Below are 15,680 nucleotides of genomic sequence, written 5' to 3'. Positions count from 1 at the left end.
CCTGTTTTTAAATATGATACACTCTCAGCTCATGCAATGCCCTGGTCGCTGCAATATACTGCGCCTGCATCATTATCTCCCGTTTCTCGTCCTTCGGGAAAATCGAGAACACCTGATCAAACTCCAGCCCTTTCGCCAGATAAAATGTGGTAACCGTCAGTCCTTTCTTAAAACTGGAGCTGTCACGGTTCAGCCAAGAAAGCCGCTTCTCACAGTCAAAATCTTTTTCCGACAGAATCTCCCGCAAAATCAAATAAGCCCGTTCCGCCGTCTTCTCATCCGGGACAATCACCGCCGCCGTCTCATACGTTTTCTCATCTGGAAACAGCGTATCCACTGCCTCCCGCAGAGCCGCCTCAAGATCCGTGACATCCCGTTCCAACACCGGCATTCCGTGCCGTTCAAACAGCTCCAGATCCGTCACGCCAATGAGATTTGCCGCATACGACGCAATTTCCACCGTATTCCGGTAACTCTTCCGCATCTCAATCCGCCGCAGATCCTTCCCGAAAATCCCCGGTAAAAACTGCAGTACATCCTGCTGCTGATCCGCCATCGTCTGCACCCGGTCGCCGAGAATCGTCATCTTACAGGAAAACATCCGCCGGATAATCAGATACTGGAGCCGCGAATAATCCTGCATTTCATCAATCACCAGATGCTTAATATTCGACCGCTCCGCCTGCCGCGACAGGCGGTACTTCAGATACAGAACCGGATACACATCCTCATACCGCAGTTTCCGCTTCTCCAACGGCCGCCGCGGCAGCGTCTGATATCCCTCTTTCTTCAGAAAACGATTGTAGAGAACATAAAAATCCATCGTCTCATACATCTTCCGGAATTTTTCGATGAGCGGAATCCGCTCCTCCTCCGGCAGATCCCGGTTCAGCAGCGTCTCGATCTCGTCAATAAACGTCTCCGCCACCGCATCCATCCGCGAGAGCAGCGGAATATCCGCAAACTTGTCATAAAACAGCGTAATAATCTCCGATTCTGACTTCACAAACGACTTATACGAAACGTCTGAGAAATTCATCAGCTCGTCCTCAAGCTCCAGCGCAAATCCCTCCATCTGGTCCACAAACGCCTGCGACTGTTTTAAAGCAAACCGTTCTGCGGCTTTTGGATCCCGCATCTCCCGCTCAATCTGATCACAGCGGTCCTCACAGTCCGCCGCCGTGTCCTGTAATTTGCGGTAAGCAAAGAGATCAAAACTCATCTCCTGAATATTCTCCTCACCGAGCTCCGGCAGAATATGTGAAATATAATCCGAAAATACCCCGTTCGGCGATAAAATCAGAATATTCGAAGACTTCAGATTCTGTCTGTCATGATACAAAAGGTAGGCAATCCGATGCAGCGCCACCGATGTCTTGCCGCTTCCCGCCGCTCCCTGAATTACCAGAATCCGGTCCTTCGTATTGCGGATGATCGCATTCTGTTCCTTCTGAATTGTGCGGATAATATTCTTCAGCTGTACCTCGCCGTTGCTGCCAAGCTCCGCCTTTAAAATATCATCATCAATTTTCACATCACTTTCAAATCCGTAAATCATCTTTCCATCCCGGATCTTATACTGCCACTTGGAACAGATTTCCCCTGTCATCTCGCCGCCCGGCGCCAGATAGGAAGCCGGCCCGCGGTCAAAATCGTAGAAAAGACCGCTGACCGGGCTTCTCCAGTCGTAAATCAGCGGCAGCTCGCCCGGCCGCTCCGCAAAATTGCCGATGCCGATATAGAAAATTTCCGGCTCATCATCCCCGTCATAGCGGAAATCCACACGCCCGAAGAACGGAGAATCCAGCATTTTCCGGAAGCGGCTCCGCAGAAGAAGCTGCTCCTGATTCGCATTCACCTGATGCAGCAGCGCCTGCTGATTGTCGTAATCCTCATATCCGTACTGGTCCATCTCGGTATAGTTCTGCCAGTAATAATCGTGCATATTTTCAATTTCTTTCTGTCCGTCCAGCAGAGACTGACTAATCTCGGCAAGACGCGCCTGCAGCTTTTCCAGCACAAAAGAAAGATATTCCTGTCCGTTTTTCTGGTCTGTCATAAAAGGAAACCTCCTCTTAAAAATATAATGTCGAGTGCCGGAAAACCCGGCTGATTTTATCAGTATAGCAGACAGGCACGTTTCCTGCAATTCAAACATAAAATAAAGAAAAATCCCCTTTGAGGTGCCGCTTTTCTTGGAAACCTTTTTAAAACCACTGTCTGCACAGGAAGAAAAAAGCTGTCTGGATGCGTATCAGAGGGGCGATACAAAAGCCAGAGACATTCTGGTCGAGCGGAATCTGCGCCTGGTCGCGCACGTTGTGAAAAAGTATCAGGGCCTGCCCGATGATCTCGACGATCTGATTTCCATTGGAACGATCGGCCTCATCAAGGCGGTGATGACATATGATTCGAAAAAAGGAAACCGGCTGGCCGCATACGCCGCCCGCTGTATTGATAATGAGCTGCTGATGTATCTTCGGAGCAAAAAGAAAACGGCACGGGAGATTTCCCTCTACGAGCCGATCGGAACCGACAAGGAGGGAAATGAGATCCATCTGCTCGACATCGTGGAGGGCGGCGGGGAGGATATCGCGGAACAGTACAACCGGAAAGAGGACGCGGTGCGGCTGTATTGTTATCTGGATTCGGAATTAAAAGAGCAGGAAAAACAGGTGCTTCTTCTCCGGTACGGCCTTGGCGGAAAAGCAGAATACACACAGAAACAGGTCGCTGCCCGGCTCGGCATCAGCCGTTCGTACGTGTCGCGGATCGAGAAGAATGCAATTGAAAAGTTGCGGTTACGGTTTGCCGCTTCGTAAATGCTTGACATTTCAAACGGACTGCTTCTATAATAAAGGGTAAGGAAATCAGGTGCAGAAAAGGTTTCCTTATCCTTACTTTTTCGAATAAAAATCAAAGATAATATCTTCCCGGTGTTCTTGCCGGACATTTTCCCAAAATGAAAAATAAATAGGAACTATACGACCTGCTACTGAAAGAAAAGGAGGTTTTCTTTGTATTGCAGTGTATTATCAGCCACCGTCTCGGGCATGGAGATGATTCCGGTGCAGGTGGAGGCGGATGTCAGTGACGGCATGCCGCAGTTTACGATGGTCGGCTACGTGAGTGCCCAGGTAAAGGAGGCGCAGGACCGCGTGCGGACAGCCCTCAAAAACATGGGAATTTCCCTGCCTCCGAAACGAATTACGATTAATTTATCCCCGGCGGACGTCCGAAAAGAAGGATCGCGTTTCGATCTTCCGATTGCAGCGGGCGTTCTGATGACGCTCGGCCGGATTCCGCCCGGGTCACTCCGGAAAACGATGGTGCTCGGCGAACTCGGCCTTGACGGCCATGTGCAGGAGATCAGCGGTGTGTTTCCGGCAGCGGCGAAGGCGCGGGAGCTTGGATGCACAACGCTTCTTGTTCCGGCCGGAAATGCCGCGGAAGGGGGTCTGGTCGGCGGGCTTCACGTCGTTGGAATCCAGAATTTACAGGAGCTTTTGAACTACTGCTGTGAAGGGAAAATGCCGTCGCTTCCGTCTATAGAAAATCAAAAGAAGGAGGACGGAAAAGAGCCGGACTTTTCCGAAGTGCAGGGCCAGACGGCGGCGCGGCGGGCGGCGCTCATCGCTGCGGCCGGATTTCACAATCTGCTGATGCTGGGGCCGCCGGGCAGCGGAAAATCCATGATTGCAAGGCGGATTCCGACGATCATGCCTCCGATGTCTGAGGAGGAGCAGATGGAAGTAACGCGGATCTACAGCATCGCCGGAATGCTTGCCAAAGGAGAGGGTGTCCGCCGGGAGCGGCCCTTCCGTGCTCCGCATCACACGATGTCGCCGCAGGCTCTTGCAGGCGGCGGAAAACAGCCGTCCCCGGGCGAAATTACGCTGGCACACCGCGGTGTTCTCTTCCTTGATGAACTCCCGGAGATGACGCGCACAACCATTGAGATCCTGCGCCAGCCGCTCGAGGAGCACCGGATTGTGATTTCCCGTGTCAGCGGAAACTATGTGTTTCCGGCGTCATTTCTGATGGTGGCGGCAATGAACCCCTGCCCCTGCGGCTTTTACCCCGACTTATCGCGCTGTACCTGCGCACCCGGCGACATCAGCCGGTATCTCTCGAGAGTCAGCCAGCCGTTCCTCGACCGCATGGATCTCTGCGTGCAGGTGGAAGCACTTTCCTACGAGGATCTGCACGGCGAGGAGCGGTGCGAATCCTCGGCCAGGATGCGGGAAAAAGCGACGGCAGCGGCGCAAATTCAGGCGGCGCGCTACCGGCAGGAGTCGATTCATTTCAATAGCGAACTGAAAGCAGGCCAGATCGAGAAATACTGTATCCTGGAAAAGGCAGCGGAAGAGCTTTTAGAGGATGCCTTCCGCCGCCTGCGCCTCAGCGCGCGTTCCTACCACGGGATTATCCGCACCGCGCGGACAATTGCGGATCTGGACGGGGCGGTCAAAATCGGCGTGCCGCATATCAGCGAGGCGATCTGCTTTCGGAGCGCCGACAAAAGTATATGGAGGATCTGACGTATGGCGATGGAAATCTTTACAGTCGGCCGCGGGCAGGAGGGCTATCCGGAGCGGCTTATGCCGTTCGCGGACATGCCGTCCCGCCTTTTCGTGCGGGGCGCGCTGCCGGTGGATGAGCAGAAAACAGCGGCGATTGTGGGCGCGCGGATGTGTACGGCGTACGGAAAGAGCCAGGCGGCCTTTTTCGCGCAGGTGCTGGCGGCAAACGGCGTGGCGGTGATCAGCGGACTGGCGTGTGGAATCGACGCGGCGGCGCACGAGGGGGCACTGCGCGGAAAGGGAAAGACGTTTGCCGTGCTTGGCTGCGGCGTGGATATCTGCTATCCGAAACAGAATTACCCGCTGATGCGGCGGATGCTGGAGAACGGAGGCGGTGTCTTAAGCGAATTTCCGCCGGGCGCAGAGCCGCTTCCGTGGCATTTCCCGATCCGCAACCGCGTGATCAGTGCGCTGGCAGATGTCGTTCTGGTAATTGAGGCAAAAGAGAAGAGCGGCTCGCTCATTACGGCGGACTACGCGCTGGAGCAGGGAAAAACGGTATTTGCCCTGCCCGGACGGACAACGGATGCGACAAGCCGCGGCTGCAACCGCCTGATCGCGCAGGGAGCGGAAATTGCGATTTCACCCGAAACGATTCTCGAGGAGCTGGGCGTGAAAAAGGCCGGAACAAAAAGAGCCGCACCGCGTCCGCGCTATGGAAAAGAGGCGGAAATGGTTCTGAAAACACTCGCGGCAGAACCGCAGAATCTTGCACAGCTTGCCGGCAGCACCGGAATCCCGCTGCAGGAGCTGACCGGCATTCTGCTGGCACTCGAAATTGACGGCATTATTGCGGAAAATCCGCCGGGCGTGTACATGGCGTTATCGTAAAAGGGACGAGGAAAAGAAAGGTTTTGTGATATTCCGCCCGGTGCACAATTATAATAGAAGAAAAAGAAAAAAGGGGGCTCTTCTGCGCCGCGTGCATGTCTGAAAAAGGAAAAAGAAAAGAAAAAAATCAGGAAAAATCGTTAAAAAATTGAAAAAATCCTGTTATTTTGTCGGGAAACATCGAAAAATGGTACATTTTAAAAATGGAAAACACTTGCAAGAAAAAACTTTTTGGTGTATAGTCAGTGGAAGTTACGACTAATTTAGGAATTATTCTGGAATTTGTAATGATGCAGAACTATGCGATATGAAAAACGCAATATAGATCTGGACAGTTATAAAAATATGTATTCAGGAGGCATCAGAGGTGGCAAAATATCTTGTAATAGTGGAATCACCGGCAAAAGTCAAGACGGTGAAAAAGTATCTCGGGGCAAATTACGAAGTTGCAGCATCTATGGGCCATGTGCGCGATCTGCCGAAAAGCCGGCTTGGAATTGATGTAGAACATGACTTTGAACCAAAATATATCACCATCCGCGGAAAAGGAGAGCTTCTGGCATCTCTTCGAAAAGCCGCAAAAAAAGCAGATAAAGTTTATCTCGCAACTGACCCTGACCGCGAGGGAGAGGCAATTTCCTGGCATCTGTCGATTGCGCTGAATCTCGATGAGAACAAGATGCGCCGCATCACTTTCAACGAGATCACAAAATCAGCAGTCAAAGCGTCGATCAAACAGGCACGCGACATCGATATGAACCTGGTGGACGAGCAGCAGGCGCGCCGCTGCCTCGACCGTATGGTAGGTTATGAAATCAGCCCATTGTTATGGAAGAAAATCAAACGCGGACTTTCCGCCGGCCGTGTGCAGTCCGTTGCACTGCGCATCATCGGCGACCGCGAGGATGAGATCAATGCGTTCATTCCGAAAGAATACTGGACACTGGAAGCAGATCTGAAAATTCCGGGCGAGAAGAAACCGCTCGTCGCAAAATTCCACGGCAAAGGCAGTGAAAAGATGGCGATCGAGACGAAAGAGCAGCTCGATGAAATCTTAAAGGGACTGGAAAATGAGACCTTTACCGTATCCGAAGTGAAAAAAGGAGAGCGTTCCAAGAAAGCACCGCTTCCGTTCACCACGAGTACCCTGCAGCAGGAAGCATCGAAGGTGCTGAACTTCTCCACGCAGAAGACGATGCGTCTGGCGCAGCAGCTCTACGAGGGCGTGGAAGTAAAAGGAAAGGGAACGATCGCTTTGATTTCCTATCTGCGTACCGATTCTACACGAATCAGCGAGGAGGCCGATGCGGCAGCACGTTCCTTTATCCAGGAGCAGTACGGCACAAAATATACCGCAAGCGGGGACACGACGGAGAATAAAAACAGCAAGGCACAGGATGCGCACGAGGCCATCCGTCCGACCGATGTGACGAATACACCGGTAATGGTAAAAGAATCCCTGCCAAGAGATCTGTTCCGCCTGTATCAGCTGATCTGGAAACGCTTTGTGGCAAGCCGCATGCAGCCGGCCGTCTATGAGACAATTTCCGCACGGATCAATGCAGGAGAGTATCTCTTTACAGCAGCTTCCTCCCGTCTGGCATTTGATGGTTTCATGTCCGTTTACACCGATCCGGATGAGGAAAAGAAAGAGAAAAACGCCGCTGTCCGGAGCCTGGAGGCAGGAACGGAGCTGGCACTGGAAAAGATGGATCCGCAGCAGCACTTCACACAGCCGCCGGCACACTACACCGAGGCATCCCTTGTCAAAATGCTTGAGGAACTCGGCATCGGCCGTCCAAGTACGTATGCGCCGACCATCACAACGATCATCAACCGCCGTTACGTGGCAAAGGAGAACAAGAACCTTTACATGACAGAGCTCGGCGAGGTGGTCAACAACATGATGAAAGAGGCATTCCCGAGCATCGTGGATGTCAACTTTACGGCAACGATGGAAGCTCTGCTCGACAGGGTTGGAGATGGCAGTGTTCCGTGGAAGACAGTAGTCGAGAACTTCTGGCCGGATCTCTATGAGGCGGTCACAGAGGCAGAAAAGAACCTCGAAGAAGTTAAGGTAGAGGATGAGGTGACGGATGTCATCTGCGAGAACTGCGGCCGCAACATGGTGGTCAAATACGGCCCGCACGGAAAATTCCTCGCCTGCCCGGGATTCCCGGACTGCAAGAACACGAAGCCGTATCTGGAAAAGATCGGTGTTCCGTGTCCGAAGTGCGGAAAAGAAGTGATCCTGCGCAAGACGAAAAAAGGACGGAAATATTATGGATGCGAAAACAATCCGGAATGCGATTTCATGTCCTGGCAGAAACCGTCTGCCAAGAAATGCCCGCAGTGCGGCGGCTATATGCTGGAAAAAGGCAATAAGCTGGTCTGCGCGGACGAGCAGTGCGGCTATGTAGAAGCACGCGAAAAGAAAGACGAAGACTGAGAATGACAAAGCGGTCTGTACTGGTGAAAAACTGGTGCAGGCCGTTTTTTTTGCTTATCGAGGCGGAAAAACAGGAAGATCCGAAAAAATTTAGCATGAATTTTTATAAAATTTATAGTTTTCTGAAAAATATATTGATTTCCGGAAAACTACATGATAGAATGAGCTTAGTTTTAAGGGTTGTCTGAAAAAGGCATCAGTGTGCATTTTTTTCGGCGGATACGCCAAAAAAATGCAGAAAATAAAGAAAGGAGAAGAACATGAGCGTACAACTGCTGGATAAAACCAGAAAAATCAACAAACTGCTTCATAACAATCACTCCACGAAGGTCGTGTTCAACGATATCTGTGAAGTCCTGATGGAAACGTTAAGTTCCAATATCCTGGTGATCAGTAAAAAAGGAAAAGTGCTGGGCATCAGCCTTTGCCCGGGCGTGGAAGAAATTACGGAGCTGATCGAGGATAAGGTGGGCGGTTATGTCGATGCCGCATTAAACGAGCGTCTCCTCGGCGTACTCTCCACAAAAGAGAACGTCAATTTACAGACCCTCGGCTTTGAGCGGCCTGGTGTAGAGCGCTACACCGCAATTATCTGCCCGATCGAGATCGCCGGAGAACGCCTTGGTACCGTATTTATGTACCGCTGCACCCCGCAGTACGATATCGACGATATCATCGTCAGTGAGTACGGCACAACCGTTGTCGGACTGGAAATGATGCGTTCCGTCAACGAGGAAAATGTGGAGGAAAACCGCAAGGTTCAGGTGGTTAAATCCGCATTCAACACGTTGTCCTTCTCCGAACTGGAAGCCATCATCCATATCTTTGATGAACTGAACGGGGATGAGGGCATTCTGGTTGCAAGCAAAATTGCAGACCGCGTCGGCATCACAAGATCCGTCATTGTAAATGCCCTCCGCAAATTCGAGAGCGCAGGCGTCATCGAGTCCCGTTCCAGCGGTATGAAGGGAACGTATATCAAGGTATTAAATGATTATATCTTTGATGAACTCGACGAGATCAAAGCAAGAAAGAACCTGAAAGGAAAGGGCGATGCCCATCCGGACGAGGCGAAAAAATAAAAAAGTGGAATGTAGAAAAGAATCGGAGCCGTTTAAGAATGGCGCCGTTTCTTTTTGTGCAAAAAAGCATTCGTGGAGCGGAAAAAAATGGTATCATTCCAGTTTTTAGGAATAAACTATAATTAGATTCTAAAGAGAGTATAAAATATGAAAAAGTTGCCAAAATAAGAAAAAACGAGAAAATAAGAGAAATTAAGAGCTATCACGAGAAAAAAAAAGAGAATTACAAAATTCATACATTTGCGAAATGAGGTGGAAAACACTATAGTAAGAACCATCAAGTAGCACTCGAATGAACTGAGTGCTAATAAATAAAACTGAATGAAATCTTGAAGGAGGAAACATAAATGAAGTTAGTACCTTTAGGTGACAGAGTTGTATTAAAAGAGTTAAAAGCAGAGGAAACCACAAAATCCGGTATCGTACTTCCGGGACAGGCACAGGAGAAACCGCAGCAGGCTGAGGTTATCGCAGTAGGACCTGGAAAAGTAGAAGACGGCAAAGAAGTAAAAATGGAAGTTGCAGTCGGAGATCAGGTAATCTATTCCAAATATGCAGGAACCAACGTCAAACTGGAAGACGAAGAGTACATCATCGTAAAACAGGATGACATTCTGGCAGTTGTAAAATAAAGAATAATCAAGTAAAAATCAGGAGGCATGACAATCATGGCAAAAGAGATTAAATATGGAGCAGAGGCAAGAAACGCTCTTCAGAATGGTGTAAACCAGCTTGCAGATACCGTACGTGTAACCCTTGGACCGAAAGGAAGAAACGTTGTTCTGGACAAACAGTACGGCGCTCCGCTCATCACAAACGATGGTGTTACGATTGCAAAAGAGATCGAGCTGGCAGACGGCTTTGAAAACATGGGCGCACAGCTCATCAAAGAAGTTGCTGCAAAGACCAACGACGTAGCAGGTGACGGTACCACAACCGCAACCGTTCTGGCACAGGCTATGGTAAACGAAGGAATGAAAAACCTGGCAGCAGGCGCTAACCCGATCGTTCTTCGTAAGGGAATGAAGAAAGCAACCGATAAAGCTGTTCAGATCCTTGCAGAGATGAGCCAGCCGGTAGCAGGCAAAGAGCAGATTGCAAAAGTTGCAGCTGTTTCTTCCGGAAGCGAAGAAGTAGGCCAGATGGTAGCTGACGCTATGGAAAAAGTTTCCAAAGACGGCGTTATCACCATCGAGGAGTCCAAGACCATGCAGAACGAGCTGGAGCTGGTAGAAGGTATGCAGTTCGACCGTGGATATATCTCCGCTTACATGTGCACCGATATGGAGAAAATGGAAGCCGTTCTCGACAATCCATATATCCTGATTACCGATAAGAAACTGTCCAACATTCAGGAAGTTCTTCCGCTGCTGGAGCAGATCGTACAGAGCGGCGCAAGACTGCTGATCATCGCTGAGGACGTAGAGGGCGAGGCTCTCCAGACACTCGTGATCAACAAACTGCGCGGAACCTTCAACGTAGTAGCTGTCAAAGCACCGGGATACGGCGACAGAAGAAAAGCAATGCTCGAGGATATCGCAATCCTGACCGGCGGCCAGGTGATCTCCGAGGAAGTTGGTCTGGAATTAAAAGACGCTACTCTGGAAATGCTCGGACGTGCAAAATCTGTTAAAGTTCAGAAAGAGAACACCGTTATCGTTGACGGTGCCGGCGCAAAAGATGCCATCGCAGCAAGAATCGGCCAGATCAGATCCCAGATCGAGGAGACCACTTCTGAGTTCGATAAAGAGAAACTGCAGGAGAGACTGGCAAAAATGGCAGGCGGCGTAGCTGTGATCCGTGTAGGTGCAGCAACCGAGACCGAGATGAAAGAAGAAAAACTCCGTATGGAGGATGCTTTAAATGCAACGAGAGCAGCCGTAGAAGAGGGTATCATCGCAGGCGGCGGTTCTGCATACATCCATGTAACAACACAGCTTGCAGAGCTGATTGACAGCTTGGACGGCGACGAGAAGATCGGTGCAAGAATCGTACAGAAAGCACTTGAGGCTCCTCTGTTCCACATCGTAACAAACGCAGGTCTGGAAGGCGCTGTTGTTATCAACAAAGTAAAAGAGTCCAAAGTAGGTGTTGGATTTGATGCATACAACGAAGAGTATGTAGACATGATCCAGGCTGGTATCCTTGATCCGGTTAAGGTTACCAGAAGCGCACTGCAGAACGCTACCAGCGTTTCCGCAACCCTGCTGACCACCGAGTCCGTAGTTTCCACCATCAAAGAGCCGGCTCCGGCTATGCCGGCAGGCGCAGACGGCGGAATGGGAATGATGTAATTTCCGGGATAAAAATGTCTGGTAAAACAAAATAAGAAAACCGGCTGGCAAAGACCGTAGCGGAACATGGGTTCCGAAGTCCTGTCTTTGCCGGCCGATTTTTTAGTGGAAAGTTTTTCTTCCATTTCGCATGGCCCTGAATCGTTACAAAAAATTTCAGAAAGTTTTCATGCTTTCGCCGGGCGGCGTATATGGACGCTTCCGGCGTTTTATGCTATACTGATTTGTAGGATGTTGAGGGAAATACAACAAAGGAGAAGAAACACACATGGCAAGTCGTTATGAATCCGACATGACAAGGAAGGAGAAGATGCAGCTCGAAAAAGAGAAGCTGTCGAAAATGAATTTTAAAGAGAAACTGGCCTATATCTGGGAATACTACAAGGCTGTCATTTTCGGCATCATCGCTGTTATCTTCATCATCGGCACGATTGTGAATATCCATGAAAATGCGAAGTATTATGACCTCGTGAGCATTGCCGTAGTGGATTACGCAGGACTGCAGGATGTAAGTCCGATCGAGGAGGACCTAAAAGAAGCGCTCGGAACCGGAGATAAGTACGAAAAGGTAAGCATCGATACAAGCTACAGCTTCGGTGAAAAACTGGAAAACGCGGATTACAACACGCTGATGAAATTCACAGCCGTGATTGCCGCACAGAGCATGGATGTTCTGATCTGTTCACAGGCCGTGTACGACAACTACAGCAAAGACGATTATTTTCTGGATCTGTCCACACTGTTTGACGAAGCGACGTGTGAGAAGTACGGGATAAAGGCGGGAGATACCTGCCTCGACATTTCCAAATTGAAAAAGTACCAGGATATGGGCCTTACGTACTATGAGCCGTGTTATCTGACCGTGTTGGTCAATACAAAGAACGCGGACAATGTAGCAAAACTGATCGAATATCTTGAGGAGGATGGAGTAAATGAGTGATCTGTACACAGAAGTGCTGGTGAAAAAACAGCAGACAGGAAAAGACAAGGCGATCAAAGGAGTTCTGATCTTCTTTACCGTTCTTTTTGCAGCCGCAGGAATTATGATGAATCCGCTGATTCTGCTTCTTGCGCTGGTTCTTGGAATCGTAGACTATATTTTTATCCCGAAGCTTTCGGTAGAGTTTGAGTATCTGTACGTCAACGGCGAGCTGGACATCGACCGCATCTATTCGCAGTCAAGAAGAAAAAGAGCCGCAAGCTATGAGCTTTCCAACATGGAAATCCTGGCGCCGTACCAGTCCCATCAGCTTGATTCCTACAAAAACAACCAGAGTATCAAACGTTACAACTATTCCTCCGGCATCGAAGGACAGGGCCACAAACCGTACGCATTCGTCATCTCCAAGGACAATGCCATGCAGATGGTGATCTTCGAGCCGGACGAAGTGATGTTAAAAGATATCCGCAACCGTGCACCAAGAAAAGTATTTATGGATTGACAGCTTTTTTGTTTTATGTTAAATTAGGTGATAAATCAAAAAGACTTAAGAAGAAAGGAAGAAATGAAAATGGGTACAATTATTGGTGATGGTATTACCTTCGATGATGTGCTTCTGGTTCCGCAGTATTCTGAAGTAACCCCAAACATGGTAGATCTGACTACGCATCTGACCAAGAAGATCAAGCTGAACATCCCGATGATGAGCGCCGGCATGGATACGGTTACAGAACACCGTATGGCAATTGCCATGGCACGTCAGGGAGGAATCGGTATTATTCACAAGAATATGTCGATTGAGCAGCAGGCAGAAGAAGTAGACAAAGTAAAACGTTCTGAGAACGGTGTTATCACCGATCCGTTCTATCTGTCTCCGGAGCACACCCTGGAAGATGCCAATAATCTGATGGCAAAATTCCGTATTTCCGGTGTCCCGATTACCGAGAACGGAAAACTGGTTGGTATTATTACAAACCGTGATCTGAAGTTTGAAACTGATTTCACCAAGAAAATCAAAGAGTCCATGACCAGCGAAAACCTGATCACTGCAAAAGTAGGCGTTACGCTGGACGAGGCAAAAGCAATCCTTGCAAAATCCAGAAAAGAAAAACTTCCGATTGTCGATGACGATTTCAACCTCAAAGGTCTGATCACCATCAAAGATATCGAGAAAACCATCAAGTACCCATTGTCCGCCAAGGATGAGCAGGGACGTCTGCTCTGCGGTGCCGCAGTCGGCATCACGGCAAACGTGCTCGATCGTGTCGATGCGCTGGTAAAAGCACACGTAGACGTGATCGTCATCGACTCCGCTCACGGACATTCCGCAAATATCTTCAAAACACTTCGTCTCATCAAAGAGCATTATCCGGATCTGCAGGTAATCGCCGGAAACGTGGCAACCGCAGAGGCAACAAGAGACCTGATCGCAGCCGGAGCAGACGCTGTTAAAGTCGGTATCGGACCTGGTTCTATCTGTACGACCCGTGTCGTTGCAGGTATCGGTGTACCGCAGGTCACAGCCGTTATGGACTGCTATGAGGAAGCAAAGAAGACCGGAACTCCGATCATCGCCGACGGCGGTATCAAGTACTCCGGAGACATGACAAAGGCTATCGCAGCCGGTGCCAATGTCTGCATGATGGGAAGCATCTTCGCAGGATGCGATGAGAGCCCGGGAGATTTCGAACTGTTCCAGGGAAGAAAATACAAAGTATACCGTGGAATGGGATCCATCGCAGCCATGGAGAACGGAAGTAAAGACCGTTACTTCCAGACCGGCGCCAAGAAACTGGTTCCGGAAGGTGTGGAAGGCCGTGTGGCATACAAGGGTCTTGTAGAGGATACCGTATTCCAGCTGATCGGCGGACTTCGTTCCGGCATGGGCTACTGTGGAGCAAAAGATGTTGAGACCTTAAAGGAGACCGGAAAATTTGTGAAGATTTCCGCAGCATCCTTAAAAGAGTCCCATCCGCATGATATCCACATCACCAAAGAGGCTCCGAACTACAGCGTGGACGATAAATAAGAATAAAAAGTCGCAAAAGGCAGAAGGGGGAAAGGGCAGAAACTTTTCAGCTTCTGCCTTTTCAAATGAGGGGGCGCTTATTTGCAGCGGGGAGAGAACATATGGCACAGAAGAGACGGGGAAAAATGACAAGAAAACAGAGGCAGCGCCAGCTTCACCGCAGAATGTTTCTGACGGGAGTTCTGGTGGTGCTGATCTGCGTCGGCATTTACAGCGGCATCCGCCGTGTGGCAAAAACGGCAAGTGATATCACGGCCGTTGACTATTCCGGTTCTGATTATGAGGACAACGATATCACCGACTGGACCGGCGCTCCGCCGATTGATGTGGAGCTTCTGACGCCGAACAGCTGGTCCAGGCCGCAGACGAGGCTGAAAAAGGTGGACGGCATCGTTATTCACTACACGGCAAACCCGGGAAGCACGGCGATGCAGAACCGTGATTACTTTGAAAACCTGCCTGAGACGCAGGAGGCGCAGGCCAGCAGCCATTTCGTCGTCGGCATCGAGGGAGAAGTCGTTCAGTGTATCCCGACGAGTGAATGGTCGTATGCATCGAACCAGCGTAATTTCGATACGATCTCGATTGAATGCTGCCACCCGGATGACAGCGGTGAATTTACCGATGAGACATACAATTCTGTGGTCCAGCTCGCCGGTTTCTTATGCAAGCGGTTCAATCTGACTTCGGACGATGTGATCCGTCACTATGATGTAACCGAAAAGCTCTGCCCTCTGTACTACGTGGAGCATGAGGATGCCTGGATTCAGATGAAGGCAGATATTCAGGCGTATGCGGATTCACTTTCCTAAGAGCTGTTTTTAAGAAAAATGAAAAAATCCCCGTTGGGAAAATCAGTTTCAGGAGAAATGATTTTTCCAACGGGGATTTTTCTGTTATCCAATATTTTTAGTAATAGTAACGCCGTCTGCGCCGCTTTCTTTTTTTCGTATTTCCGCCGAGTGCAATCCAGCAGAACAGCCGTACAAACGTGATGCCGAAGAGAACGCCGATGCTGTCGATGCCGACGTCCTTTACCGACGGGCCGCGGTTGGCGACCATCGTCTGGTGGAACTCATCGCTCGCGGCAAAGGCGACACAGAGGATGCCGGCAAGAAATGTGAGCGCGAAGCCGCGCAGGCCGTAGACGTAGAGCGGAAGCGAAACACAGATTGCAAGCAGACAGTACTCTGTCATATGAGCCAGCTTCCGCACCGGGTACTGATACTCGTCAGCCAGTTCCTGGATCTTCTCATCATCCCATCCGCGGTCCATGACGTGGTCGATCGTGATGAAAATGCCGCGTGCCACCTTTTCACTGAGATGTGAGGATTCCGTTCCGTTCTGGGAAGAGAAGGAGAAAATCATCGACATCATCAGAATCGCCGGGATGAAGGAAAACGGTTTTAACAGTGCAATTACAATTCGATTCATAAAATACCTCCAGTAAAACAAAGCAGGTCAGATCGGAA

13 protein-coding genes are annotated in these 15,680 nt (G+C 49.9%); 11 read left to right on the top strand and 2 right to left on the bottom strand.

The window, feature by feature from the left end; translation table 11 throughout:
- Window positions 1–7 precede the first annotated feature (7 nt).
- Window positions 8–2,059, bottom strand: coding sequence for a HelD family protein (locus DXD02_RS03200; protein ID WP_118666371.1), 2,052 nt, complete (start codon window positions 2,057–2,059; stop codon window positions 8–10).
- A gap of 136 nt (window positions 2,060–2,195) precedes the next feature.
- Between DXD02_RS03200 and sigK the strand changes: the two genes are divergently transcribed.
- The 11 genes from sigK to DXD02_RS03140 all read left to right on the top strand — a co-directional run bounded on the left by sigK (window position 2,196) and on the right by DXD02_RS03140 (window position 15,020).
- Window positions 2,196–2,822: an RNA polymerase sporulation sigma factor SigK gene (gene sigK / locus DXD02_RS03195; RefSeq protein ID WP_118666424.1), complete on the top strand. Its 627-nt coding sequence runs from the start codon at window positions 2,196–2,198 to the stop codon at window positions 2,820–2,822.
- Between the two features lie 195 nt (window positions 2,823–3,017).
- A complete protein-coding gene (locus DXD02_RS03190; protein ID WP_117509525.1) occupies window positions 3,018–4,541 on the top strand; it encodes a YifB family Mg chelatase-like AAA ATPase in 1,524 nt (507 codons plus the stop codon).
- A gap of 3 nt (window positions 4,542–4,544) precedes the next feature.
- Window positions 4,545–5,414, top strand: coding sequence for a DNA-processing protein DprA (gene dprA, locus DXD02_RS03185; RefSeq protein ID WP_118659228.1), 870 nt, complete (start codon window positions 4,545–4,547; stop codon window positions 5,412–5,414).
- A gap of 367 nt (window positions 5,415–5,781) precedes the next feature.
- Window positions 5,782–7,863: a type I DNA topoisomerase gene (gene topA / locus DXD02_RS03180; RefSeq protein ID WP_055227381.1), complete on the top strand. Its 2,082-nt coding sequence runs from the start codon at window positions 5,782–5,784 to the stop codon at window positions 7,861–7,863.
- A gap of 260 nt (window positions 7,864–8,123) precedes the next feature.
- Window positions 8,124–8,945 (top strand): GTP-sensing pleiotropic transcriptional regulator CodY, encoded by an 822-nt coding sequence (codY, locus tag DXD02_RS03170; RefSeq protein WP_022462184.1) that lies wholly within the window; start codon window positions 8,124–8,126, stop codon window positions 8,943–8,945.
- A gap of 347 nt (window positions 8,946–9,292) precedes the next feature.
- Window positions 9,293–9,577: a co-chaperone GroES gene (gene groES / locus DXD02_RS03165; RefSeq protein ID WP_022462185.1), complete on the top strand. Its 285-nt coding sequence runs from the start codon at window positions 9,293–9,295 to the stop codon at window positions 9,575–9,577.
- Window positions 9,578–9,613: 36 nt separating this feature from the next.
- Window positions 9,614–11,239, top strand: coding sequence for a chaperonin GroEL (groL, locus tag DXD02_RS03160; protein WP_022462186.1), 1,626 nt, complete (start codon window positions 9,614–9,616; stop codon window positions 11,237–11,239).
- Window positions 11,240–11,507: 268 nt separating this feature from the next.
- Window positions 11,508–12,179: a hypothetical protein gene (locus DXD02_RS03155; protein ID WP_118659227.1), complete on the top strand. Its 672-nt coding sequence runs from the start codon at window positions 11,508–11,510 to the stop codon at window positions 12,177–12,179.
- A complete protein-coding gene (locus tag DXD02_RS03150) occupies window positions 12,172–12,681 on the top strand; it encodes a DUF6106 family protein (protein WP_055227377.1) in 510 nt (169 codons plus the stop codon). The genes DXD02_RS03155 and DXD02_RS03150 overlap by 8 nt, the downstream gene beginning before the upstream one ends.
- Window positions 12,682–12,750: 69 nt before the next feature.
- Window positions 12,751–14,208, top strand: a complete 1,458-nt coding sequence (gene guaB / locus DXD02_RS03145) for an IMP dehydrogenase (protein ID WP_117509520.1) — start codon at window positions 12,751–12,753, stop codon at window positions 14,206–14,208.
- A 101-nt stretch (window positions 14,209–14,309) separates the two neighbouring features.
- Window positions 14,310–15,020 (top strand): peptidoglycan recognition protein family protein, encoded by a 711-nt coding sequence (locus tag DXD02_RS03140; protein WP_022462190.1) that lies wholly within the window; start codon window positions 14,310–14,312, stop codon window positions 15,018–15,020.
- Between the two features lie 97 nt (window positions 15,021–15,117).
- Here the strand turns inward: DXD02_RS03140 and DXD02_RS03135 are convergent, their stop codons facing one another.
- Complete coding sequence (locus tag DXD02_RS03135; protein WP_118659225.1) at window positions 15,118–15,642, bottom strand: VanZ family protein; 525 nt, start codon at window positions 15,640–15,642, stop codon at window positions 15,118–15,120.
- Window positions 15,643–15,680 lie beyond the last annotated feature (38 nt).

The sequence above is a fragment of the Blautia sp. TF10-30 genome (assembly GCF_003481245.1).
Taxonomy (GTDB): domain Bacteria; phylum Bacillota; class Clostridia; order Lachnospirales; family Lachnospiraceae; genus Fusicatenibacter; species Fusicatenibacter saccharivorans.
The sequence above is the reverse complement of the archived record's forward strand: the minus strand, read 5'-3'. Positions and strand labels throughout refer to the sequence as shown.

Bases quoted from the DNA above. Each gene is read 5' to 3' on its own strand.
- DXD02_RS03135 (WP_118659225.1), bottom strand. From the start codon at position 15,642: ATGAATCGAATTGTAATTGCACTGTTAAAACCGTTTTCCTTCATCCCG.
- dprA (WP_118659228.1), top strand. From the start codon at position 4,545: ATGGCGATGGAAATCTTTACAGTCGGCCGCGGGCAGGAGGGCTATCCG.
- DXD02_RS03155 (WP_118659227.1), top strand. From the start codon at position 11,508: ATGGCAAGTCGTTATGAATCCGACATGACAAGGAAGGAGAAGATGCAG.
- groES (WP_022462185.1), top strand. From the start codon at position 9,293: ATGAAGTTAGTACCTTTAGGTGACAGAGTTGTATTAAAAGAGTTAAAA.
- codY (WP_022462184.1), top strand. From the start codon at position 8,124: ATGAGCGTACAACTGCTGGATAAAACCAGAAAAATCAACAAACTGCTT.
- guaB (WP_117509520.1), top strand. From the start codon at position 12,751: ATGGGTACAATTATTGGTGATGGTATTACCTTCGATGATGTGCTTCTG.
- groL (WP_022462186.1), top strand. From the start codon at position 9,614: ATGGCAAAAGAGATTAAATATGGAGCAGAGGCAAGAAACGCTCTTCAG.
- DXD02_RS03200 (WP_118666371.1), bottom strand. From the start codon at position 2,059: ATGACAGACCAGAAAAACGGACAGGAATATCTTTCTTTTGTGCTGGAA.
- DXD02_RS03150 (WP_055227377.1), top strand. From the start codon at position 12,172: ATGAGTGATCTGTACACAGAAGTGCTGGTGAAAAAACAGCAGACAGGA.
- DXD02_RS03140 (WP_022462190.1), top strand. From the start codon at position 14,310: ATGGCACAGAAGAGACGGGGAAAAATGACAAGAAAACAGAGGCAGCGC.